Origin of the sequence: Kitasatospora purpeofusca (genome assembly GCF_036010405.1) — a bacterium.
GTDB classification, from domain to species: Bacteria; Actinomycetota; Actinomycetes; order Streptomycetales; family Streptomycetaceae; genus Kitasatospora; species Kitasatospora purpeofusca.
Map to the genome: position 1 here is coordinate 7,079,293 of NZ_CP108561.1, position 21,792 is coordinate 7,101,084.

A 21,792-nucleotide genomic window follows, 5' to 3' on the forward strand; every position below is an offset into this window, starting at 1 on the left:
CGGAAGCCCCGGGGCAGGGCCCTGTCGGCCGGTCTTCGGACCGGGCGGCGGGGCCCTTCGTCGTGTCCGGCCGGGAGCGGTGGGGTGCGGTGCGTGGGGTGCGGGGTGCGGTGCGCGGGTGCGGTGCGCGGTGGGTCAGTGGTGGTCGCCGCTGCGGCCCGGGGGCAGGGAGAGCAGGCTGCGGTGGCGGCCGCCGGTGGTCGTGCCCGGGCCGCCGCCGGGGCCGTAGGCGGTGCCCACGGTCGGCACGGGGGCCGGGACCGGGACCGTCACCGGGACGGGCGCGGGCAGGTGCGTCGCCATCGGGTGCGGGACGGCGCCGAGGTATCCGGCCGCCACCCAGCCCTGGCCGGTGCCGAACTGGGCCTGGGCGTGTGCCTGGGCCGGGGCATGCGGGTGAGGGTGGGCCGGGGCCGCGACGGGGTGGAAGCCGGTCGCGTACGGGCTCGGCGCGTGGCCGGGTTGGCCGCCGTGGGTGTGGCCCTGGCCCTGGTCGTGTGCGTGGATCTGGGCCGGGAGGGCGGGGAGGTTGCTGTGGCTGTGCTGGCTGTGCTGGGCCTGCTGGTTGTGCGGGCCCTGGTGGCCGGTGCTGCTGTGGTGGCCGGTGTGCTGGGCGGCGTGGCCGTGGTGCTCGGCCGGGCCGGTGGGGTCGGGGTTGCTCGGCTGGCTCGGCATGAACTGGGGGAGGCCGAGCGCCTGGCCCGCGTACGTCTGGAACGCCTGGTGCTGGGGTGGGTAGCCGCGGTGGTCGGTCCGGTGGTCGGCGCGGTGGTCGGCGCGGTGGTCGGCGCGCCCCGGTCCGGTGTCGCGGACGGCGAAGCCCGCGAAGGCGAGGTCCTCCTCACCGGAGCGGTCGCCGGGCAGGGCACGGAAGAGGCGCCGGTACTCGGAGTACAGCTCGTCGTAGATCGGCGTCGCCGAGTGCGGGTGCTCGGCGTCGTACGACGGGCGCATGCCCGGGATCGCGCGGGAGGCGGCGGACCGCCGAGGGGCTGCGGGGACGTCGTAGCTGTACACGCAGGGCCCAACGAGTGAGGACGCCGGGGGATGCGGGGTGCGGTGGTGGGGTGGCGGGGCGTGTGGCGGGGGTGCGGCGGGGCGTGCGGCGGGGGTGCCGTTGCCCCGGGCCGGCGCCGGTGGAGGCCGCGTTCGGGCAGCGGCCTCCACGGGCGGGCGGTTCGGTCGGCGTTCCGGCTGGTGGTCCGGCCGACATCCGTTTACGCGAGGCGCTCGGCGCCCCGGCCTGCGGTCCCGGGCGTCGCTCAGGTGCCCGCGAGCGGGAGGGAGGCGGACACCACCTGGCCCAGCGCCACCGCGCGCTCCAGCGCCTGGCGCAGCAGGTCCTCGCGCGGCTGCCGGCCGACCGTCCCGGCCGGGACGGCGTACATGGTCACCTCGCCGAGCTGGTTGGCGGCGAACCGCCAGGCGTCGGTCACCTGGAGCGGCTGATGGGCCTGCCACCAGCCGGTGCTGCCCCCGGCCGCGGCCGGCTGGAGGATCGCGTGCAGCTTGCCCATCGCGACCAGCACCGACCAGCCGGGCAGCTGGTCCGGCGTCTTGTCGAGGTCGGCGACCGGCTGGAAGCCCGCGTCCTGGAGCAGGTCGAGGAACTCGTCCTCGCCGGTGGTGTTGCCGGGGCGGCCGACCGGCCCGGTCGGCTCGACGACCAGCGAGGCGTGGCCGGTGCCACCGTGCAGCACCAGTCCGCAGGTGATGCCGAGGATCGCGGCCTGGCCGGGTGCGCCCGTCCGGCCGGCCGGGTCCGACGCCGGAGCGGGGGCGGGAAGGGCCTGCGCGGGGAGGGACGGCTGCAGCCGGGCGGCGTCGGCGGACACGTCGCTCTGGGCCTGGCTGATGCTGCGGACGGCGCCGGCCAGCTGCTCCTCGGCGACCGGGACGACCTGGGACGGGATGCAGCGGGCATGGGCGAAGGCGAGCACGGCTGTCTCGTCGCCGACGAAGAGCACGGTGCTGGTCGGCTCCAGAAGGGCGTCGCCGGGGGTGCGGCAGGAGGTGCATTCGTAGTTGTCGGGTGCGTGGGCGCCGCCGAGCAGGCGGTCGGCCTCGTCGTCGCCGATCTCGGATCGGACCTCGTCGCTGACGTCGAGCATGCGCGGCACTGGGTCTCCTCGGTGCGGGGTCGGAAATACCGGGTGGGGGCTGTCGGGACCGGCGCCCGGGGTCTCGGGGCCGGCCCCCGGGGTCGAACGGGGTGGAGCCGGAGGGTCGGGTCTGTTCGAGCCGGGAGGCGACGGCGGCCCGGCCGCCCTTACCAACGGGCCCTTGTGGCAGGGGTCACGGGTGGGGGGTAGGGGTGACGGGAATTGCCTCTGATCCGATCGCGGAGGGTGTTCTCGGCGTCGCAATCTGTCGATCTCGATGGCGGGACTGCCGGAATGAAACGGTGAGGTGAGTCACGGCTCGCCGATGTTTGATCTAGGAAATGACGGTTAAAACGGACAAATTGGACACATTTGCATGGTCGTTACCGTCGGTAACCCCGTGCTGAGCTGGGGAGACCTCCCGCTGTTTGAACCCCGGCCGCCCGCCTCGTAGCTTCATTGGCGGTGCAACGAGCACCACCCGGGTTCACCCCCGACGCACAGCCCGCCGGTTCGTACCGGCGCCGGCAGTGCCCGCCGAAGCGACCGCTCGAACAGGTCGCCGGCGTGTGGAGGGTGGCCGGGGCGGCACGGAACGTCCGACACGTCTCCGGTCGCCCGACGGACGCGGCGAGCGATTTCCAGACCCTTCAGGGCTTGGTTCCGCATGCCCTCCCGGGGCTGTCGAGAGGAACCTCATGACCTTCCGTAACGAGATCGCCGCTGCCACCACCACGGCCACCAAGCGCAACCGCGTCCGGATGGCTGTTGTGGCGGGCGCCGCTGTCGCGGCCCTGCCGGTGGCCGGCCTCGTCACGGCCACCTCGGCCTCGGCCGCCTCCGTCTCCACCTGGGACGCCGTCGCCCAGTGCGAGAGCGGCGGCAACTGGGCCATCAACACCGGCAACGGTTTCTACGGCGGTCTGCAGTTCACCTCCAGCACCTGGGCCGCCTTCGGCGGCACCGCCTACGCCTCGCAGGCCAACCTGGCCACCAAGGCGCAGCAGATCGCCGTCGCCGAGAAGGTCCTCGCCTCGCAGGGCCCGGGCGCCTGGCCCGTCTGCTCCGTCAAGGCCGGTCTGACCAAGGGCGGCGCCGCCGCCGCGGTCGACACCTCCACCCCGAAGGCCACCGAGGCCCCGAAGCCGGCCGCCCCCAAGGCGACCGAGGCTCCGAAGGCCGCTGCGCCGAAGGCTGCCGAGGCCCCCAAGGCCGCGCCGAAGGCCGTTGAGGCCCCGAAGCCGGCCGCCCCCAAGGCCGCCGAGGCTCCGAAGGCCGCGCCCAAGGCCGACGCCGCGCCGAAGGCCGACAAGGCCGCGAAGTCCGGCAAGTCCTGGACCTCGAACGACGCCAAGCAGGTCAACGGCACCTACACCGTCAAGGCCGGCGACACCCTGAGCAGCATCGCCGCCGCCAAGGGCCTCGACTGGCACGCCCTGTACGACAACAACGCCACGGTCATCGGTGCCAACCCGGACCTGATCCTCCCGGGTCAGACCCTCACCGTCTGATTCGGCGCCGGTTGATCCGGCGGTGTTTGATCCGACGCCGGTTGATCCGGCGGCGTCCGCACCGGCAGCGTCCGGTCCGGTGCTGTTCGGTCCGACGCTGTCCGGTCCACGCCTCCACGGCCGTCCTCCCGCACCACGGGAGGGCGGCCGTCGGGGGTTTCCGGCGGTTGTCGGAGGGGTGCGCGAGGATGGGAGCGTGACCCAGGGCGAGTTGTTCGGCGGACTCTTCGAAGCCTCCCCCGAGCGCGGACGGTCCGAGCCGGCCCCGGGGGCGGTGCTGCTCCCCGGCTGGCTCGACGCCGCTGCCCAACTGCGCCTGCTCGCCGCCTGCCGGGAGTGGGCGCGCCCGCCTGCGGGGATGCACACCGTCCGGATGCCCACCGGCGGGACGATGTCCGTCCGGATGGTCAGCCTCGGGCTGCATTGGTATCCGTACGGCTATCGGCCCGTGGCCGAGGACGGCACCCCGGTCAAGCCCTTCCCGCCCGAGCTCGGCGCGCTCGCCCGGCGGGCGGTGGCCGAGGCGTACGGGAGCGCGGGCGGTGGTGACGGCGGTACCGGTGCTGGCGCTGGGACCGGTACCGGTGCTGGTGCTGGTGCTGGTGCTGGGACCGAGGGCATCGCCGGGGCCGTCGGTTACGAGCCGGACGTCGCGATCGTGAACCACTACCCGCACGGTGCCCGGATGGGCCTGCACCAGGACCGCGACGAGCGCGCCGACGCCCCGGTGGTCTCGCTGTCGCTCGGCGACACCTGCGTCTTCAGGCTCGGCAACACGGAGACCAGGACCAGGCCGTGGACCGATCTGGAGCTGTGCGGCGGCGACCTGCTGGTGTTCGGCGGCCCGGCCCGGTTCGCGTACCACGGTGTGGTGCGCACCCTGCCCGGGACGGCGGACCCGGCGCTGGGGCTGACCGGTCGGCTGAACATCACCGTCCGGCAGTCGGGCCTGTGACCGGTGCCAGGCGGCTCCCACCTGCGGTGACGTTCCGCGCAGGGGCTACTGTTCGAACTCGTTCGAGTGAATTGGCGCGGTCGGCCCGGGGGAGGGGAATGTCCCGGCTCGCTGAGGAATTCGATTGAGCTGGAGAATTCGAGAGAACGGGCTGCCGACGGCGGGGCGGAAGACCTCCGGCCCGGGTGGCGGTCCGGAGAGGACGTGTCCCATGGCTACCCCCGTCGACGATCTCGTCGCACTGCTGGACCTCGAGCAGATCGAGCTGAACATCTTCCGCGGGCGCAGCCCCGAGGAGGCGCTCCAGCGCACGTTCGGCGGGCAGGTGGCCGGCCAGGCGCTGGTGGCGGCGGGGCGCACCGTGGACGACGACCGCCCGGTCCACTCGCTGCACGCGTACTTCCTGCGGCCCGGCGTGCCGGGGGTGCCGATCGTCTACCAGGTGGACCGGCTCCGGGACGGCCGCTCGTTCACCACCCGCCGGGTGCTGGCGATCCAGGGCGGGCGGTCGATCTTCGCGCTGACCGCGGACTTCCACGCCCCGGAGCCCGACAGCATCGAGCACCAGTTCCCGATGCCCGACGTGCCCGGCCCGGAGAAGCTGCCGAGCGCACTCGACGAGGTCGGCTCCCGGCTCGGCGAGCTGCCCCCGTTCATCAGCCGGCGCCAGCCCTTCGACATCCGCTACGTCGACCGGCTGCGCTGGAGCACCGAGGAGCTCGCCGGGGTCGAGGCACGCAGCGGCGTCTGGCTGCGCACCAACGGGGCGCTGCCGGACAACCCGCTGATCCATGTGTGCGCGCTCACCTACGCGAGCGACATGACGCTGCTGGACGCCGTCCGGGCCCCGGTCGAGCCGCTCTGGGGCACCCGGCACTTCGACATGGCCTCGCTGGACCACGCGATGTGGTTCCACCGGCCGTTCCGTACCGACGACTGGCTGCTCTACCAGCAGGAGTCCCCGATCGCCCACGGTGCCAGGGGCCTGGCGCGCGGGCAGATCTTCGACCGGAGCGGGCAGCTGGTGGTGTCGGTGGTGCAGGAGGGTCTGTTCCGGCGGATCAAGGCGTGACCGGTGCTGTTGGCCCGTGACCGGCGTGTTGACCGGTGTGACCGCGCTGTGGCCCGCATGACGGCCGTGTGGCTCGCATGACGGCCGTGTGGCTCGCGTGACGGCCGTGCGACGACCGTGTGGCGGTGTCCGGGCCCGGGAATGCCGCGCCCGGGTGCCGGATGTTCGATGGGGTGACGGAGAACGGACGGCCCGCGCCGCGGGCCCTTGACCGGAGTGGGAGGGCCAGCCGATGACGGCGACGGCCGCGGAGGAATGGCAGCACTGGAGCGACGGACGGGCGGCGACCGTCAGCGCGCCGCACGGCCAGCTTGCGCTCACCGGTACGCACTGGCTGGAGCCGGAGCCGGCGGCGATCGCCGGCCTGCCCGGGGTCTGGTGGGCGGACGCGGAGGGCGTGCGGCTGCGGGCTGCGGCGGCCGACGGTGTCACCGTCGCGGGGGCGGGCACCCCCGTCGACGGCGAGGTGCTGCTGCGCCCGGACACCGACCCGGCGGCGGACACCGCCGCGCTCGGCGAGGTCCTGCTGGTGCCGATCGAGCGCGAGGGCGAGCCGGCCCTGCGGGTCTTCGACCCGAATTCGCCCGGGCGGGCGTCGTTCGCCGGGATCGCGGCCTACCCCTACGCGCCGGAGTGGGCCGTCCCGGCCGTCTTCACCCCCTTCGAGGACGGCACCGGGCAGACGGTGCTCGTCCCGAACGCCGACGGCAAGGAGCGCCCGCTCGCGGTGACCGGGCAGATCGCGTTCACCGTCGCCGGTGAGCACCGCACCCTGACGGTCAGCCGCTCGGGCGACGGCCGGCTGAGCGGCGTGATCGCCGACGCGACCAGCGGCCGGGACACCTACCGCTTCCGGTTCGTCACCCTCCCCGCCCCTGACGAGGACGGCCGCACGGTGCTGGACCTCAACCGCGCCTACCTGCCGCCCTGCGCCTTCGCGGACCACTTCATCTGCCCCTTCCCGCCGCCCGGCAACCGGCTGGACTTCCCGGTGGAGGCGGGCGAGAAGCAGGTCCTCACCCGGTAGGCGCCGGGTTCGTTGCGCCCGCCGGCCCCGGTGCGTTCCGGGGCCGGCGGGTTCTGCGCCACCTGCTCCGAAGTCCATCTGCCGGGTCCGGTAGGTGAGTTGGAGCGACAGGGGCCGCGTTGACAGCCTCGCGGGGGCGTGCTGGTGCGGGGTCGCAGGGCGCGGCGGGTCGGGCTGGTGGAGGTGCCGCCGCACGAGCGCGGGCCGATCGCCCGGCAGTTCCCGACCCAGGTCCCGATGGGCGCGAGCATCTTCGTGAGGAACGGCGTGGTGCCGGACAAGCGGCCGGAGAGCTTCGAGCGGGCGGCCCGGGGGATTCCGCTGTTCCGGGTCGTCCCGCTCTGAGGTCCTGCGCTGAACTCCTGCTCTGAACTCCCGTGCTCTGAACTCCCGCGCGTGGGTCCTTCCGGGTGCGCGGGAAGGGGTTCGCACCGTGGTGGCGCGGTGCGGGCCTCCTCTCGCGCGGCGTGCCGCTTCCTGCGAGCGACGGTCACTCGCCCGGGACTGGTCGATGTGCCGGTCGGCGCTACGCTGCACGGAGGATTTCGTGACGATGGGGAGGCGCGGATGCCCGGTCGGCAGAGCGCAGAACGGTTGGCCGCCGAGGCGGATGCCGGTCCGACGTGGCTGCGGAGCAGCGTCGCGCCCAAGCTGCACCTGACCGCGAAGTCCTGCCGGGCGTTCTTCGAGGAGCGCCTCGCCGAGGCCGGTGCGACCTTCGCGGCCTGGACGGTGCTCGCCGCCCTCAAGCTGGAGGGTCCGATGATCCAGCGAGCACTCGCCCAGTACCTGGGCATCGAGGGTCCGACGCTCTCCCGTCACCTGGAGTCGATGGAGCGGCGCGGCCTGGTCGTCCGCAAGCGGACGGACGTCGACCGCCGGGCGGCGACCGTGGAGATCGCGCCCGACGGCGAGGAGATGTACAACCGGATCTCCTCCGTCGCGATCGGCAGCCAGCAGGACATGCTGAAGGGCCTCAGCGACCGGGAGGTCGCGCAGCTCGCGACGCTGCTGGACCGGATCCTGGAGAACGTCGGGCCGCGCTAGGACCGGGGTCGAGCCGCCGCAAGCGCCCCCGGTGTCGGTGGCCGGGGCGGGCGGGACGACGATGGGGCACTGTGTCGACCAATCATCCTGCCAATTCACCGGCCGACGGAGACGCGCCGCCGGCCCCCGTCCCGGCCCCCGTGCAGCCTTCCGTTCCGTCCTCCGCGCAGCCCTCAGCGCCGCCGCGGTCCCGCTACCGGCGGCTGGCCCGGGGAGCCTTCGCCGACCTCAGCCCGTTGCGCTACCACGCCGACTACCGGCGGGTGTGGTTCGGCCAGTCCATCTCCTCCATGGGCCAGCAGATGACGGCCGTCGCCGTCTCCGTCCAGGTCTACGACCTGACCGGCTCCACCTTCGCCACCGGCCTGGTCGGCCTCTTCTCGCTGGTCCCGCTGATCGCCTTCGGCCTCTACGGCGGCGCCATCGCCGACACCGCCGACCGCCGCCGCCTCGGTCTGATCGGTTCGGCCGGCCTCGCCGTCGTCTCCGCCGTCCTCGCCGCCCAGGCGATCGCGGGCCTCGGCCTCGTCGCGGTCCTCTACGCCGCGGTGGCCCTCCAGGCCGCCTTCTTCGCGCTCGCCTCGCCCGCCCGCTCGGCGATGATCCCGCGCCTCGTCCCCGCCGAGCGGCTCCCCGCCGCCAATGCCCTGAACACCGTCAGCATGAACCTCGGCCTCACCGTCGGCCCCATGATCGGCGGCGTCCTCATCGGCGCCTACGGGGTCCAGGCCGCCTACGTGGTCGACACCGTCGCCTTCGGGGCCACCCTCTACGCGATGTGGCGCCTGCCCGCCATGCGCCCGCTCGGCGAACGCAAGGGCCGCGCCTCCGTCCTCGACGGCCTCCGCTTCCTGCGCGAGCAGCCCAACCTGCGCACCAGCTTCCTCGCCGACCTCGCCGCGATGATCTTCGGCATGCCGCGCGCCCTCTTCCCGGCCCTCGCCGTCACCTTCTACGGCGGCGACGCCCGCACCGTCGGCCTGCTCGCCGCCGCCCCCGCCGTCGGTGCCCTGGCCGGCGCCCTCTTCTCCGGCTGGGTCGGCCGCATCCACCGCCAGGGCGCCGCCGTCATGACCGCCGTCGCCGCCTGGGGCCTCGCCATCGCCGCCTTCGGCCTGGCCCGCAACCTCTGGCTCGGCCTCCTCCTGCTCGCCGTCGCCGGCTGCGCCGACACCATCAGCATGATCTTCCGCAACACGATGATGCAGGTCGCCGCCCCCGACGAGATGCGCGGCCGCCTCCAGGGCGTCTTCATCGTGATCGTCGCCGGCGGCCCCCGCCTCGGCGACTTCGAGTCGGGCGCCGTCGCCTCCCTCACCAGCCCGACCGTCTCCGTCGTCAGCGGCGGCCTCGCCTGCGTCGCCGCCATCCTCCTCCTCGCCGCCCGCCGCCCCGCCTTCCTCCGCTACGACGCCCGCCACCCCACCCCCTGACCCCCCACCCCACCCATCCCGCGACAACCCTGCAGCGAGCACCCCCCGACGTGCTGTATTGTTTTCCACGTCGCCGGGAGAACCGGCCGACAAGGTCGAGAAACCCGAAGCCGAGCCCCCCAGGCTCAGCCCGGGCCACGAGACCACGGGACGTGGCGCAGCTTGGTAGCGCACTTGACTGGGGGTCAAGGGGTCGCAGGTTCAAATCCTGTCGTCCCGACCAGCTTTTTCGCAGGTCGGAAGCCACTTCTATCGAAACGATAGGAGTGGCTTTTTCCTTTGGTGGTCGCAAGGTGGTCGTGAACGCTCGTTCACGCGGCCTTGCTGGGCGCGTTTCCGCAGGCCTGGCCCCTACGACCCGGCCGTGACGGGGTATTTGTTCACCTATCCGGAATCCGCGTGTGGCCGATCGCGGACCGGTCGCCTCGGCGGCGCAGAAATGGGCCCGGATTCGCGGGGAATGGGCATGCCGGTGGAACCTGCGGCGTCGTCTGTCGCGACGGGCCGCACGTTTATCGGGTGTCAGCTATGAGCCGGGAATCCCGGGTACTTTTCGGCCCCGGAGCCGGAGCGGCTCGGAACGCTGAGCCGACCTCAGGGGTGCGTTGGTCAGGCCGCGTTGCTGAACAGCGGGTTCGGCGAGCCGACGTCGAGGTCGGTGATGTCCCGGCCGCACTGGGTACGGGCCTCGACGAGGTGGAGCCTTGCTTCGATGGTGTTCACGGCGGCTCTGGCGACGTCCCAGGTCAGGTGGCTGTAGATGTTGGCGGTGGTCGAGAGTGTGGAGTGCCGCAGGGTCTTGGAGATGACGGCCATGGAGACGTTGCCCTCCAGGGCGAGGGTGGCGGCGAGGTGGCGCAGGTCGTGGATGGTGACGTGGGGGAGTGCGGCCTGTTCGCGCAGTTCGTGGAAGCGCCGGCGGACGGCGGCCGGGTGGAGGGGCTGGCCGTCGGGGCCCTGGAAGACGTGACCGTTGATAGTGGCCGTGCTGCGGGCCATGGCGCGCTGAAGGGCGGCGGCGACGCGCTCGGAAAGGGGCACCCAGTTGCGGCTCTTCCTGGTCTTCGGCGCGGTCAGGACGAGTTCGTGGTTGTCGATCGCGGAGAGGGTGTGGCGGATGTACATGACGCGGTCGTCCATCCGCACGCACGGGCGCTGGAGACCGAGTGCCTCGCCCTTGCGCAGGCCGGTGCCGATGATGACCTCGAAGAGGTCGGCGAAGGCGGGGTCGACATTCCGGCAGTGACCCAGGAAGGCGACAGCCTGTTCCGCGGTCCAGGGGACGCGTTCGTCGGGGCGGGGCTTGCGCATGGGCAGCGGCTGCGCGGCGTTGAAGGGCAGGCGGTGCGTGCGCACGGCCGTGCCCAGGGCACTGGAGAGCGTCGCGAGGCAGTGGTAGACGGCCTGGCGTCCGCGACCGGCGTCGAGCTGCTCGTGGGCATAGGCGGCGATGTGGTCGTGGGCATAGGCGGCGATGTGGTCGTGGGCGAGCTCCTCCAGGCGCAACTTGCCGAACACGGGTATCAACTCGCAGAGCACGTAGGTGCGGTAGCGGGCGTAGGTGGTGGGCTTGAGCAGGAACTCCATACCCTTGAGCCACTTGGTGAGGTAGACGGCCACCGTCTCGTGCGGGTCGGCATCGAAGCCGAGTTTGCGGCCTTCGAGGAAGCGGCGCAGCGCGCCCTCCGCGTGCCACTCATCCTCGAACCCGCTACGGCGCACGGTGCGCCTGCGGCCGTCGAGGGAGGGGATGTCGACTGCGAAGGTCCACGTACCGTGCCCCTCCTCGGCCAGGCGAGGACACCCGGCCCCGAGCTGGCGCCGATCCGCGTCACGACACCCGCACCGACGGTAGACCCGGCCCCGTCGCCGTCCCGAACTGCGCACGTTCTTCTGCCTCCTGCGGTCCTGATTCCTTGATCAGCCCGCGAGGCTACACATCCCGCGCCTGGATGGCCTGCTGCGACCACCATGCGATCACCAGCACGGAATCACGGCGCTGACCTGCGACTTTCGGTGAGCACCCGCACGTGGAAGGTGCTGCGTGGGAAGGGCGGCAGGTGCCGCAGGTGGTGGACGGCTGCTGGTGGCCGTGCTGGAGGCGGTTGCCACGACGGACTACACGCCGGAGCGCTCCGGGGGCAGGGGCTTCCGGAGGGAGTGGATCAGCGTGAACGGCTCGGGGCCCTTGGCTGGGGTGTTCTCGTCGAGGCTCTCGGCGCGCGGTTGGCCGGAGCGTCGGGTCCAGGCGCGGCGGTGGATCTGGAGGGCGGCCGATGCCATCGGCTGTCCGCGCAGGCGGGCACGTCGGCGGGCGGCTTCGCGGTGGCGGGGATCGGCGCGCGGGTGCAGGACGACTCCGGTGCGGGCGTGGGTTGCTCTTTCTGCCGCCTATGCCCATGCTGCGCGGCGAGTCGTTCTATCGACGGTCACGCGATCGGGTGGACAGCTCGTGTACGGCCGGGCCCACATCCCCCGGGGCCGTTCAGTATCGTGTCGCCGTTACCTACCGGCCTGATCCTCAACGGTCGGGCCCCTTAGCGGCCGGCCGAACGCCAGGGCGAGGATCTGCCGCCACTCGAGGGGTGGCCTGCTCGCCGGTGAACCGGGTCGGTGCTTGGGTACCCGGACCCGCAGCGCGCCCTGGCGGATGCTGCAGGTGACGGGGGTGGGAAGTTGCAGTGCTTCGCCGTCGACCGCGACCGGAATGCTTTCCCCGTCGGCGCTGACGGTGACCTGAGGTGAGGTCAGGACGTGGAGACCTGCAGCCTTGGTGCCGCGGAGCGCGACCTCGGTTGCTTGGGCCGCGTTGCGGACACGAACCCCGACGACTCCCAGAGTCCCGAGGTCCAGCCGGGGTCTGCGCCCGCCTGCCGCCAGCGGTCCGGGGGCGGCGTAGGGGTTGTTGCTGACGAGGAGGGCCTGCTGGGCTTCCAGGCGGGTGCCGTCCGAGAGTGCGTCCAGCGGCTGGCCGGCGAATCCGAGCAGGAGGTCGGGAAGTGCGGCCAAGGCGACGCCCGTCTTCGCGTCCCGGTATTCGGGTTGCTGGACGATCTGGGCGTACACGCCGAATGACACCGTGTTGACGAAGGCCCGGCCGCTCACCATGCCCAGGTCGACCCGCAGTTCCTCACCGTCGGTCAGCGCGTCGAGGCAGAGTGAGGGGTCGTCGCGGTCCAGGCCGAGGTCCATGGCGAAGTGGTTGCGGGTGCCGGCGGAGACCACCAGGAACGGGAGGTCGTGCTCTGCGGCCACCTCGGCCACCTGGGCCTGGGTGCCGTCGCCGCCGGCGACCCCGAGCAGGTCCGCGCCCTCGGCCACGGCACGACGGGCGAGGGCGGCGACATCGGTCTGCATGGACGTGTCCAACAGCATGACCCGCGCGCCCAGGGCCTCGGCCTTCTCGGCGAGACCGAAGCGGCCGACCTTCCCGCCTCCGGACTTCGGGTTCATGATCAGTACTGCTTGCGTGGGAGCGGCGCAAGCAACCGCGTGCATGCCGTGGGTGGTGTGCGCCGAGCGCAGTGCCGATCGTGCGAATGCCAGCCCGCCGGCCAGCAGGGCGATCGCGGCGAGCGCTGCGGGCCACAGGCCGGCGCGGGTGTAGAGCACAAGCACGACTGCGGGTGCAGCGATCGCGAGCAGTGCCCCGACAGCCCGCACGGGCCCGTGATGTGACAGGGCCCACCATGTCCCGGCAGCTGCCGCAGCGAGTCCGGCCAGCCCGATGCCGAGGATCATCAGGCCACTTGGTCCGCTTACGGAGATCAGCACCGCCATCGCGCCGAGCGGGCAGGCCAACGCGAGTAGGGCGACGAGACGGACGCGCCACGGTGCGCGAGGATCGGTCGTTGCCATCGGGACCTCCTTCCGATCCACTCTGATGTCCCGTCAGTTCTATGGCGGGTGTCTGCCCAGGTGGCTCGGGATGCGACCGGTCAGCGGACGGGTGTCACAGTTCGACGGGCTTCAGCCCTTGACCGCGGCGGCCTGTCCGTCCTTGCGAACAGCCAGGGCCGTTGGTCGTCGGCTTATGAGTCGGGGCGGCGCTGCGATGTACGCAGGGTGCCTGGTCCGGCTCGGCTGCTGGGTCAGGTGGACCGGGATGGCTCGTCGCGGCGTATCACGCACAGGCCCCAGATGACGAGGGCGCAGGCGGCCATGACGGTGACGGACCAGAGCGGGTAGTACGGGATGGACAGGAAGTTGGCGATGATGAGCAGTGCCGCCACGACTATTCCGAGGATCCGGGCCCAGAGGGCGAGCCTGAACAGCCCGATGCCTATGCCGATCGCGAGCACACCGAGGGCCAGGTGGATCCAGCCCCAACTGGTCAGGTCGAACCGGAACACGTACTTGGGCGTACTGACGAAGACGTCGTCTTCGGCGATCGCCATGATTCCCCGGAGGATGTTCAGACATCCGGCGATCAGGAGCATCACGGCGGCGAAGACCACCAGGCCACTGCGCAGGCTCGCGGACGAATCACTGCGGGTTTTCGCGGGTGAGGACATTCCTTTACCTCGATTCACGGTGTCCACGGCCGGGCGGCGGAAACGTCGGGCCAGGGCGTCCACGGAGGGGGATGGTCGACAAGCTGCCGGTTCGTTGGAAGTGGGAGCGCTTGCGCCAAGCCCTCACGGCCGCTGTGAAGCACTGAGTCGAGCCTTCGGGGACCTGCTGCCAGGGCAGCCTAAGAGCTGTCGGAGAGCTGGTCCGCGGATGTCGACGGCGGCTGCAGCGATCACCAGTAGTGTCCCCCGGATCTCACCGGGGGACACGTGGGCGTGGTGCCTGGCGCAGACGGGAGTTGCGGTGTGGCAGTCGGCCCCCGGCTTCGGCAAGGCGCCGGTCGATGCCGGATCATCGTGGTAAGCCGTCTGCCGGAGGCGACGTCCGATGGCGCAATTCGGAGTGAGCTGCTTACGGTGGGATGAGAGACAACTGCGGCACGAGAACGCGGTGTGAGCACGCTCATTCGAGCGGTGTATCCGCGCTCGGGAGTTCGTCCGGCTGAGATCTGGCACATCCGATGCCATTGCCGGTAAGTCGCCGACGCCGCGACGGCCTCCGGCGCCGGCGCGCCCGCTGCTGGGCCTGGTCCGCGAGGGCAGCCGTCCGACCCGCCTCTGCTCCCACGGGTTACCGGCGGGCAGCAGTGTCACCGCTGAGGAGTTCCACGGATGAAAGCCTTCACGCCGATCGGCGAGCACGGTCTCATCGGTGATCTGCAGACCAGCGCGCTGGTGGCGACGGACGGCACGATCGACTGGTTCTGCCATCCGCGGTTCGACTCGCCCAGCGTGTTCGCCTCGCTGCTGGACCCCGAGCGGGGCGGGCACTTCCGGATCTCCCCGGACACGGACGCGTGGGAGAGCCAACAGCTGTACCTGCCCGGCACCGCGATCCTGATCACGCGGTTCCTGACCCCGGACGGGGTGGGCGAGGTCGTCGACTTCATGCCGGTGATCGAGGGCGGCGCGAACGACCGGCACCGGCTGGTGCGGCTGATGCGCGTGGTGCGCGGGCGGATGCGGTTCGTCGTCGAGTGCCGGCCTGGTTTCGACTACGGCCGCCGGGCCCACCGCACCGAGATCACCGACAACGGAGCGGTGTTCCGCACCGACGACGGCGACGCCGTGGCGCTCAGTCTCGTCCGGCGCCCCGGCGCGGCGCCGTCGGAGTACGTGAAGCCGACCGTTCAGGACGGCGCCGTGCACGTGGCCGTGACGGCGGCGGTGGGCGATGCGGGAGGGATCGTGCTGGACACCGCCCCCGACGGGCAGGGCGGCCCGGTCACGCTCGATGATGTCACGGGGCTGTTCGAGGAGACCCGGGACTTCTGGCGCGGCTGGGTGGCCCGGTCGCAGTACCGCGGGCGGTGGCGGGAGCACGTGGAGCGTTCGGCGATCACGCTCAAGCTGCTGACGTACCGGCCCACGGGGGCGCTGGTCGCGGCGCCGACCGCCGGCCTGCCCGAGCAGCCCGGTGGGGAGCGGAACTGGGACTACCGCTACACCTGGGTACGAGACGGGTCGTTCTCGGTGTACGCGCTGCTGGGGCTCGGTTACACCGAGGAGGCGGAGGGCTTCCTGCACTGGCTGGCGCACCGGGTGGAGGAGGCCGCCGGCGGCGAAGGGCACGAGGTCGACCCGCTGAAGATCATGTACAGGGTGGACGGCTCCTCGGACCTCACCGAGGAGGTCCTCGACCACCTCCGCGGATGGCGCGACTCGCGGCCGGTGCGGATCGGCAACGGTGCCTTCGACCAGCTGCAGCTCGACGTCTACGGCGAGGCCCTGGACTCGATCCGGCTCGGTGACGCGCACGGCCTGCCGCTGACCTACTGGGGCTGGCAGCGGATCACCCGCATCATCGACTGGCTCTGCGACCACTGGGACCGACCGGACGACGGCATCTGGGAGACCCGCGGCGGACGCAAGGACTTCACCTACGGCCGCCTGATGTCCTGGGTGGCACTGGACCGCGCGATCCGCCTGGCGACCGACCACGCCAAACCCGCGGACCTGGCACGCTGGACCGGCGCACGGGACGCGATCTTCCGCCAGATCATGGACCGCGGCTGGGATCCGGGCCGTGAGGCGTTCGTCCAGCACTACGACACCCAGGTCCTGGACGCGGCCCTGCTCTACACGCCACTGGTCGGCTTCATCGCCCCCAAGGACCCGATGTGGCAGTCCACCCTGCGCGCGATGGACAAGGAACTCGTCTCCGACAGCCTGGTCTACCGCTACGACCCGAGCGCCTCACCCGACGGGCTGCGCGGCTCGGAGGGCACGTTCTCGATGTGCACCTTCTGGTACGTCGACGCCCTCGCCCGCTCGGGGCGGCTCGACGAAGCGCGGCTCACCTTCGAGAAGATGCTCACCTACGGCAACCACCTCGGCCTCTACGCCGAGGAGATCGGCCCTACCGGCGAGCAACTCGGCAACTTCCCGCAGGCGTTCAGCCATCTCGCGCTGATCACCGCGGCCATGAACCTCGACTACCAGATCGACCACGGCGTAGGCACCCTCGGCGCCCTGCCCGGAGAGAGGTGGCTCGCGAGCTGACGCCCCGGGCCCCGGGCCGCCCGGAGCCACCCCCCGAAGTAGTGAGTCTGGAAGGGGTCTTCCATGAAGACCGTCATCGTCGGCGGAGTCGCCGCCGGAGCGTCGACCGGTGCGCGCCTGCGGCGACTGGACGAGTCGGCCGAGATCGTCATCCTCGAACGCGGCCGCTTCGTGTCGTTCGCCAACTGCGGCCTGCCGTACCACATCGGCGGAGCGATCCCCGAACGCGACAGCCTGCTACTGCAGACCCCCGAGAGCCTTGCCCGCAGCCTCGCGCTCGACGTCCGCACCGGCCACGAGGTGCTGCGCATCGACCGCGACGCCAAGGAGGTCGAGGTACGCGACCTCGACGCCGAGCGCACCTACCGCGAGTCCTACGACACGCTTGTGCTGTGCCCCGGCGCCGACCCGATCCGCCCGCCCATCCCGGGCGCGGACGACCCGCAGGTGGACGTGCTGCGCGACGTGGCCGACATGGACCGCGTCATCACCCACCTCGACGAGAGCGCCTCACGGGCCACTGTGGTCGGCGGCAGCTACATCGGCCTGGAACTGGCCGAGGCCCTGCGCTCGCGCGGGCTGGAGACCACGATCGTCGAGCGCACCGACCAGCTCATGCCCTGGCTCGACCACGAGATGACCCGGATCCTGCACTACCACGTCCGCAGCCACGACGTGGACGTGCGCCTGTCCACCTCCGCCGAGGCGATCCACCGCGGCGACAAGAGCACCTTCACCGTCGACCTCTCCGACGGCACCACCCTGGAGCCCGACGTCCTCGTCCTGGCCGCCGGAGCACGCCCCAACGTGGAGCTGGCCCGCGACGCCGGCCTGGAGATCGGCCCGCGCGGCGGCATCGTCGTCGACGCCCACATGCGCACCTCCGCGCCCGACATCCTCGCCGCCGGCGACGCCGTGGAGACGCCGAGCCTCGTCACCGGCGAACCCATGCTCTCCATGCTCGCCGGGCCCGCCAACCGGCAGGGCCGCATCGCCGCCGACACCATCGCCGGCCGCGACAGCGCCTACCGCAGCACCCAGGGCACCGCCGTCGTCAAGGTCTTCGACATGACCGCCGGCGGCACCGGCCTGACCGAAGCCCAACTACGAGCCGCCGGAATCGACTTCCGCAAGGTGTACGCCCACCCCAGCGGCCACGCCGCCTACTACCCCGGCACCGCGCCGCTGTTCATGAAAGTGCTGTTCGACCCCGCCGAGGGAAAACTGCTCGGCGCGCAGGTACTGGGCTGGGACGGAGTCGACAAGCGCATCGACGTCCTCGCGGTCGCCCAGCGCGCCGGCATGACCGTCTACGACCTCGAACACCTTGAACTCGCCTACGCCCCGCCCTACGGCTCGGCGAAGGACCCAGTCAACATGGTCGGCTTCCTGGCCTCGAACCTGCTGCGCGGCGACATCCACCTCTGGTACCCGGAGGACTTCCCGCAGTGCGCCGAGCGGGCTCTGATCCTCGACACCCGCACCCGGGCCGAGTACGACGCCTGGCACATCCCCGGCGCGGTCCTCATCCCCTACACCGAACTGCGCGAGCGCCTCGACGAAGTGCCCCGCGACAAGCCCGTGTACACCTACTGCCGATCGGGATTCCGCAGCTACATCGCCTACTGCGTGCTGCGGCAGGGAGGTTGGGACACTGCGTTCCTGTCCGGCGGGACGATGACCTACCACGGCTTCCACAAGACGCCGCTGGCCACCGGCAAGGCCGGCCAGCCAGTAGTGACCCACGCCGAGGACGAACTGGCCCAGCGGCCCGGCGCGCTCACGGGCATCTGACCCAGGCGAAGGTGCGCCCGATGGGAGACATCGCGGTCGAGACCGCCCTGCACGTATGGGCCCAGCACGCCGAGGGCCCGGTGTGGGACGCCGCCACCGCCCGCCTGTGGTGGGTCGACATCACCGGCGGGCGGGTGCACTGCTTCGACCCCGTGTCGGGCGGCGACTGCTCCTGGAGCACCACCGGCCAGCCCGGCGGCGTCGTCCTTGACACCGCCGGGCACCCGGTGGTGGCCGACCCGGACGGCCTGCGCGTCCTCGACCCCGCCACGGGCTCGACCGAACTGTGCGTCCCGATCGAGCGCGACAAGCCCCAGAACCGCGCCAACGACGCCAAGACCGACAGCCGCGGCCGGGTCTGGGTCGGGACGATGGCATACGACAAACAGCCGCGCAACGCCGCGCTGTACCGGGTCGACGGCGACCGGGTCGTTCGGATGGTCGACGGACTGACCTGCTCCAACGGGCCCGCCTTCGACGAGGCAGCAGGCCGTCTCTACCTCGCCGACACCACGGTGATGACGGTGGACCTCTTCGACCTCGACGTCGACACCGGCGCCCTGAGCGGCCGACGGCGTTTCCTCGACTTCACCGGGGCCGGGGTGTGGCCGGACGGCATGACCGTCGACGACGACGGCATGCTGTGGATCGCGCTCGGGCGGGCCGGCGCCGTCCACCGCTACCGCCCCGACGGCACGCTCGACGGGGCGATCACCCTCCCCACCCCCAACCCCACCTCGGTGGCCTTCGGCGGCCCCGACGCAGGCGACCTCTTCATCACCACCTCCTGGTCCGACCTCGAAGCGCCCAACCGGTCCCTCCAGCCACTCGCCGGCGCTGTCCTCCGCTGCCGCCCCGGTACGACCGGCCGACCAGCCGCCCGATACGTGCGGACCCGACATGCCACTTCTCCCTCCGAGCGAGGCGACCCATGACGATCCGACGCATAGCCCTCTTCGGAGCCTCCGGAGACCTCACCAGCCGCCTGATCATGCCCGCGATCGCCCAGCTCGCCGAGGCCGAACTCCTCCCACCCGGGCTCACCATCACCGGCTCGGCCAACACCGACTGGTCGGCCGAGGACTTCCACCGGCACATCGCCGACGAGCTCGACAAACACGCCAGCGCCGTGACGCCGTCCGCGCGCGACGCCGTCCTCGGAATGCTCGACTACCGGGCCGCCGACGTTACCGACCCCGACGACGTACGGCGGGTCCTCTCCACCGGGGACGCAGACCGCGAACCCGCCCTCGTCTACCTCGCCCTGCCCTCGGGCCTGCTCCAGTCCGTCCTCCCCGCACTCGCCACCGCAGGACTCGGCGCCGGGGACGCCGTCGCGATCGAGAAGCCCTTCGGCACCGACCTCGCCTCCGCCCGCCACCTCAACGAGATCCTGCGCACCCGCCTGCCGCTGCCCACCATCTTCCGCGTCGACCACTTCCTGTCCGACGAACTCGTCCGCCGGGTCATGGTCCTGCGGTTCCTCAACCGCGTCTTCGAACCCACCTGGAACGCCGTCCACGTCGACCACGTCGACATCAGCTGGCTGGAGAGCCTCGCCCTCGAAGGCCGGGCCTCCTACTACGACAAGGCCGGCGCACTGAAGGACATGGTGCAGAACCACCTCATGGAGGTCATGGCCCTGGTCCTCATGGAAGAGCCCGCCCGCATCGACGCCGACTCCTTCCGGGGCAACAGGGTCGAAGCCCTGCGCGCCGTCGCCACACCCGCGAAGGACCGGATGCGCACCGACACCGTCCGCGCCCGGTACACCGCCGGCACCATCGGAGAGCGCCACATCCCGTCCTACACCGACGAACCCGGCGTCGACCCCGCCCGCGCCACCGAGACGTACGCCTCCCTCACACTCCAGGTGGACAACGCCCGCTGGCACGGCACACCGTTCACCCTGCGATCCGGCAAGGGCATGGCCCAGGACGCCGCCGAGATCGCCATCCACTTCCGGCCCGCACCGGCCTACCTCCTCGACCGGTGGCCCGGCATCCAACCGAACGTACTGCGCCTCGGCCTCAAACAGCCCTACGTCCGGCTGACCACCACCCTCAACGGCCCGGACCGCACGGCCGAGAACCGCGAACTCGAACTTTCCTCGGCCGGATCCCGGCGAACCCCCTACGCCAATCTGTTCCTCGAAATGCTCCGCGCCGACGCCACCCTCTTCATCCGCGGCGACGAGACCGAAGAAGCGTGGCGCATCATCGACCCCGTGGTGACGGCGTGGACCGCCGCAGGAGTCCCGATGCAGGAGTACCCGGCCGGCGAGGCACCGCCAGGACCCACCGGCTGAGGCTGGCCGGCCGGCGAGCACAGCACTGCACTTGGCCGGCCCGCAGCAGGCAGCGGGGCCTGGCAGGGCGCCCGAGCGGGCCCGGGGAGCGGCTGCATCACCGCTCCCGCTCCTGCTACTCCTTGCGCCGGTCCGCGGCCGGAGCTCGGCGGATGAGGCGTCGTTCGGGGATCTCGGCCAGGCCGGCCGGAGCCGCAGTGGTCGTTCCCGGTAGTGCGGCGAGCCGGGGACCGTAGCGTTTGGCCAGCGGGTCCGCCGTGAGTCCGTGTGCCAGGACGCTGAGCAGCACGGTGAAGCCGATCACGGTGACGGCCGGCTGCGCTGCGGGCTCACCGAGGTCTTCCAGGGCGAGTAGCCCGAAGACGACGGATGCCAGTCCGCGTGGCCCGAACCAGCCCACGAACAGTACGGCGGGCCGGCCGAGTCCTGCCCCGGTCAGCGCGAGCGCCACCGGCAGCATCCGGATCACCGTCAGGCTGAGCACGGCGTAGAGCGCGGTCTGCCAGGTCAGCGCCTCCAGGGCAGGCACCACCGCGACCACCCCGAAGACCAGCCAGACCAGCAGCGACAGCAGGGCGCCGGTGTCCTCGACGAAGGGGACCAGTTTCGCCGCCGGGCCGCCGGCGGCGGTGAACGCCAGGCCGCCGGTGAACGCCGCGATGAACCCGTTGCCGTCCAGTGCCACCGAGGTGGCGTAGCAGCATAGGGCCAGGCCCAGCACCGCTGCGCCGGCGAAGCCTTCGGCCACCCAGCCGCGGTCGCGGCCCACCTTGGTCAGCCGGCCGCCGCCGCCGACCACGGCGCCGATCAGCAGGCCCAGCGCGAGTTCGGCCACCGCCTTCCCGAGCCCGGTGTCGCCGGCGTGTTCGGCGGTGGACGCCCCTGCGATGGCGACCAGCACGATCGGCGTGGCGATCCCGTCGTTGAGTCCGCTCTCGACGTTGATCAGCCGCCGGATCCTGGCCGGAACCGCCCGGTTCACCATGACGGCCGCGCCCAGTGCGGCGTCGGTCGGTGCCAGTGCCGCACCGACGAGCAGGGCGAGCCAGATGCTCCCCACCCCGGGGAGCATGAAGGCGGCCAGCGTGCCCAGGCCGATGGACAGCGGCAGCCCGATGCCCAGCAGTCGCAGGCACAGTCCCATGTCCGCCCGCAGTTGACGCAGCCCGACCCGGGAAGCGTCGGAGAACAGCACCAGCGCCAGTGTCGCCTCGGCCAGGACCTTCACCAGCTCCGCGCTCGGGGTGATCCCCAGCGGTGCCAGCGGGCCGTGGGTCAGCAGCACACCTGCGGCGGTGAACACGATGGGCGCGGTCATGTCGAAGTGCTCCAGCCGCGCCGACAGCATCCCCCACACGAAGACCAGCCCGGCGATGATCGCCAGATCCGTGACCGTCATCGGCCCGCTCCGGGCTGGCTGCTGCCGCGACGGCCCGCCGGCGGGCAGGAGCGGGCGACGAGTCCGGACGG

The 21,792-nt window shown here is 71.9% G+C and carries 18 protein-coding genes and 1 tRNA gene; 12 read left to right on the top strand and 7 right to left on the bottom strand.

From position 1 onward, the window contains the following. Positions 1–135 precede the first annotated feature (135 nt). Together OG715_RS31030 and OG715_RS31035 are read right to left on the bottom strand one after the other, a co-directional pair. Positions 136–954, bottom strand: a complete 819-nt coding sequence (locus OG715_RS31030; protein WP_266273995.1) for a hypothetical protein — start codon at positions 952–954, stop codon at positions 136–138. A gap of 308 nt (positions 955–1,262) precedes the next feature. Beyond that, positions 1,263–2,120, bottom strand: coding sequence for a hypothetical protein (locus OG715_RS31035; protein WP_266273994.1), 858 nt, complete (start codon positions 2,118–2,120; stop codon positions 1,263–1,265). Positions 2,121–2,800: 680 nt separating this feature from the next. Here OG715_RS31035 and OG715_RS31040 point away from each other — a divergent pair. The 8 genes from OG715_RS31040 to OG715_RS31075 all read left to right on the top strand — a co-directional run bounded on the left by OG715_RS31040 (position 2,801) and on the right by OG715_RS31075 (position 9,370). Further along, the gene (locus OG715_RS31040) at positions 2,801–3,613 is read left to right on the top strand and encodes a LysM peptidoglycan-binding domain-containing protein (RefSeq protein WP_266273993.1); all 813 of its coding nucleotides are present in this window, start codon (positions 2,801–2,803) and stop codon (positions 3,611–3,613) included. Between the two features lie 196 nt (positions 3,614–3,809). After that, positions 3,810–4,568: an alpha-ketoglutarate-dependent dioxygenase AlkB family protein gene (locus tag OG715_RS31045; protein ID WP_266273992.1), complete on the top strand. Its 759-nt coding sequence runs from the start codon at positions 3,810–3,812 to the stop codon at positions 4,566–4,568. 211 nt (positions 4,569–4,779) lie between these two features. Next, positions 4,780–5,640 (top strand): acyl-CoA thioesterase, encoded by an 861-nt coding sequence (locus tag OG715_RS31050; protein WP_266273991.1) that lies wholly within the window; start codon positions 4,780–4,782, stop codon positions 5,638–5,640. 232 nt (positions 5,641–5,872) lie between these two features. Continuing rightward, positions 5,873–6,667 (top strand): DUF1684 domain-containing protein, encoded by a 795-nt coding sequence (locus tag OG715_RS31055; RefSeq protein ID WP_266273989.1) that lies wholly within the window; start codon positions 5,873–5,875, stop codon positions 6,665–6,667. A gap of 138 nt (positions 6,668–6,805) precedes the next feature. Then, on the top strand, positions 6,806–7,012 hold the full coding sequence (locus OG715_RS31060; protein ID WP_266273987.1) for a hypothetical protein: 207 nt from the start codon (positions 6,806–6,808) through the stop codon (positions 7,010–7,012). Between the two features lie 222 nt (positions 7,013–7,234). Next, the gene (locus tag OG715_RS31065; protein WP_266273986.1) at positions 7,235–7,714 is read left to right on the top strand and encodes a MarR family winged helix-turn-helix transcriptional regulator; all 480 of its coding nucleotides are present in this window, start codon (positions 7,235–7,237) and stop codon (positions 7,712–7,714) included. A gap of 140 nt (positions 7,715–7,854) precedes the next feature. Further along, positions 7,855–9,147, top strand: a complete 1,293-nt coding sequence (locus tag OG715_RS31070; protein WP_323182227.1) for an MFS transporter — start codon at positions 7,855–7,857, stop codon at positions 9,145–9,147. A 146-nt stretch (positions 9,148–9,293) separates the two neighbouring features. Then, positions 9,294–9,370, top strand: a tRNA-Pro gene (locus OG715_RS31075). Between the two features lie 386 nt (positions 9,371–9,756). Here OG715_RS31075 and OG715_RS31080 read toward each other — a convergent pair. The 4 genes from OG715_RS31080 to OG715_RS31095 all read right to left on the bottom strand — a co-directional run bounded on the left by OG715_RS31080 (position 9,757) and on the right by OG715_RS31095 (position 13,661). Continuing rightward, positions 9,757–10,869 carry a tyrosine-type recombinase/integrase gene (locus tag OG715_RS31080; protein WP_266273985.1) on the bottom strand — a complete coding sequence of 371 codons (1,113 nt, stop codon included), beginning with the start codon at positions 10,867–10,869 and terminating at the stop codon, positions 9,757–9,759. A gap of 396 nt (positions 10,870–11,265) precedes the next feature. Beyond that, on the bottom strand, positions 11,266–11,430 hold the full coding sequence (locus tag OG715_RS31085; protein ID WP_266273984.1) for a hypothetical protein: 165 nt from the start codon (positions 11,428–11,430) through the stop codon (positions 11,266–11,268). A gap of 219 nt (positions 11,431–11,649) precedes the next feature. Next, positions 11,650–13,005: a diacylglycerol/lipid kinase family protein gene (locus tag OG715_RS31090; protein ID WP_266273983.1), complete on the bottom strand. Its 1,356-nt coding sequence runs from the start codon at positions 13,003–13,005 to the stop codon at positions 11,650–11,652. A 233-nt stretch (positions 13,006–13,238) separates the two neighbouring features. After that, positions 13,239–13,661: a DUF7144 family membrane protein gene (locus OG715_RS31095; RefSeq protein WP_266273982.1), complete on the bottom strand. Its 423-nt coding sequence runs from the start codon at positions 13,659–13,661 to the stop codon at positions 13,239–13,241. Between the two features lie 669 nt (positions 13,662–14,330). Between OG715_RS31095 and OG715_RS31100 the strand changes: the two genes are divergently transcribed. The 4 genes from OG715_RS31100 to OG715_RS31115 all read left to right on the top strand — a co-directional run bounded on the left by OG715_RS31100 (position 14,331) and on the right by OG715_RS31115 (position 20,322). After that, positions 14,331–16,220 carry a glycoside hydrolase family 15 protein gene (locus OG715_RS31100; protein WP_266273981.1) on the top strand — a complete coding sequence of 630 codons (1,890 nt, stop codon included), beginning with the start codon at positions 14,331–14,333 and terminating at the stop codon, positions 16,218–16,220. Positions 16,221–16,283: 63 nt separating this feature from the next. Next, positions 16,284–18,014 carry an FAD-dependent oxidoreductase gene (locus OG715_RS31105; protein WP_266273980.1) on the top strand — a complete coding sequence of 577 codons (1,731 nt, stop codon included), beginning with the start codon at positions 16,284–16,286 and terminating at the stop codon, positions 18,012–18,014. Between the two features lie 20 nt (positions 18,015–18,034). Next, complete coding sequence (locus OG715_RS31110) at positions 18,035–18,949, top strand: SMP-30/gluconolactonase/LRE family protein (protein ID WP_266273979.1); 915 nt, start codon at positions 18,035–18,037, stop codon at positions 18,947–18,949. Next, on the top strand, positions 18,946–20,322 hold the full coding sequence (locus OG715_RS31115) for a glucose-6-phosphate dehydrogenase (RefSeq protein WP_266273978.1): 1,377 nt from the start codon (positions 18,946–18,948) through the stop codon (positions 20,320–20,322). The genes OG715_RS31110 and OG715_RS31115 overlap by 4 nt, the downstream gene beginning before the upstream one ends. Positions 20,323–20,437: 115 nt before the next feature. On the opposite strand, the gene OG715_RS31120 is transcribed toward OG715_RS31115, so the two are convergent. Then, on the bottom strand, positions 20,438–21,721 hold the full coding sequence (locus tag OG715_RS31120; RefSeq protein ID WP_266273977.1) for a cation:proton antiporter: 1,284 nt from the start codon (positions 21,719–21,721) through the stop codon (positions 20,438–20,440). Positions 21,722–21,792: the final 71 nt, after the last annotated feature.

Coding starts and splice junctions, on each gene's coding strand:
- OG715_RS31030 (WP_266273995.1), bottom strand. CDS start 954: ATGCGCCCGTCGTACGACGCCGAGCACCCGCACTCGGCGACGCCGATC.
- OG715_RS31040 (WP_266273993.1), top strand. CDS start 2,801: ATGACCTTCCGTAACGAGATCGCCGCTGCCACCACCACGGCCACCAAG.
- OG715_RS31050 (WP_266273991.1), top strand. CDS start 4,780: ATGGCTACCCCCGTCGACGATCTCGTCGCACTGCTGGACCTCGAGCAG.
- OG715_RS31055 (WP_266273989.1), top strand. CDS start 5,873: ATGACGGCGACGGCCGCGGAGGAATGGCAGCACTGGAGCGACGGACGG.
- OG715_RS31065 (WP_266273986.1), top strand. CDS start 7,235: ATGCCCGGTCGGCAGAGCGCAGAACGGTTGGCCGCCGAGGCGGATGCC.
- OG715_RS31085 (WP_266273984.1), bottom strand. CDS start 11,430: ATGGCATCGGCCGCCCTCCAGATCCACCGCCGCGCCTGGACCCGACGC.
- OG715_RS31090 (WP_266273983.1), bottom strand. CDS start 13,005: ATGGCAACGACCGATCCTCGCGCACCGTGGCGCGTCCGTCTCGTCGCC.
- OG715_RS31095 (WP_266273982.1), bottom strand. CDS start 13,661: ATGTCCTCACCCGCGAAAACCCGCAGTGATTCGTCCGCGAGCCTGCGC.
- OG715_RS31100 (WP_266273981.1), top strand. CDS start 14,331: ATGAAAGCCTTCACGCCGATCGGCGAGCACGGTCTCATCGGTGATCTG.
- OG715_RS31105 (WP_266273980.1), top strand. CDS start 16,284: ATGAAGACCGTCATCGTCGGCGGAGTCGCCGCCGGAGCGTCGACCGGT.
- OG715_RS31110 (WP_266273979.1), top strand. CDS start 18,035: ATGGGAGACATCGCGGTCGAGACCGCCCTGCACGTATGGGCCCAGCAC.
- OG715_RS31115 (WP_266273978.1), top strand. CDS start 18,946: ATGACGATCCGACGCATAGCCCTCTTCGGAGCCTCCGGAGACCTCACC.
- OG715_RS31120 (WP_266273977.1), bottom strand. CDS start 21,721: ATGACGGTCACGGATCTGGCGATCATCGCCGGGCTGGTCTTCGTGTGG.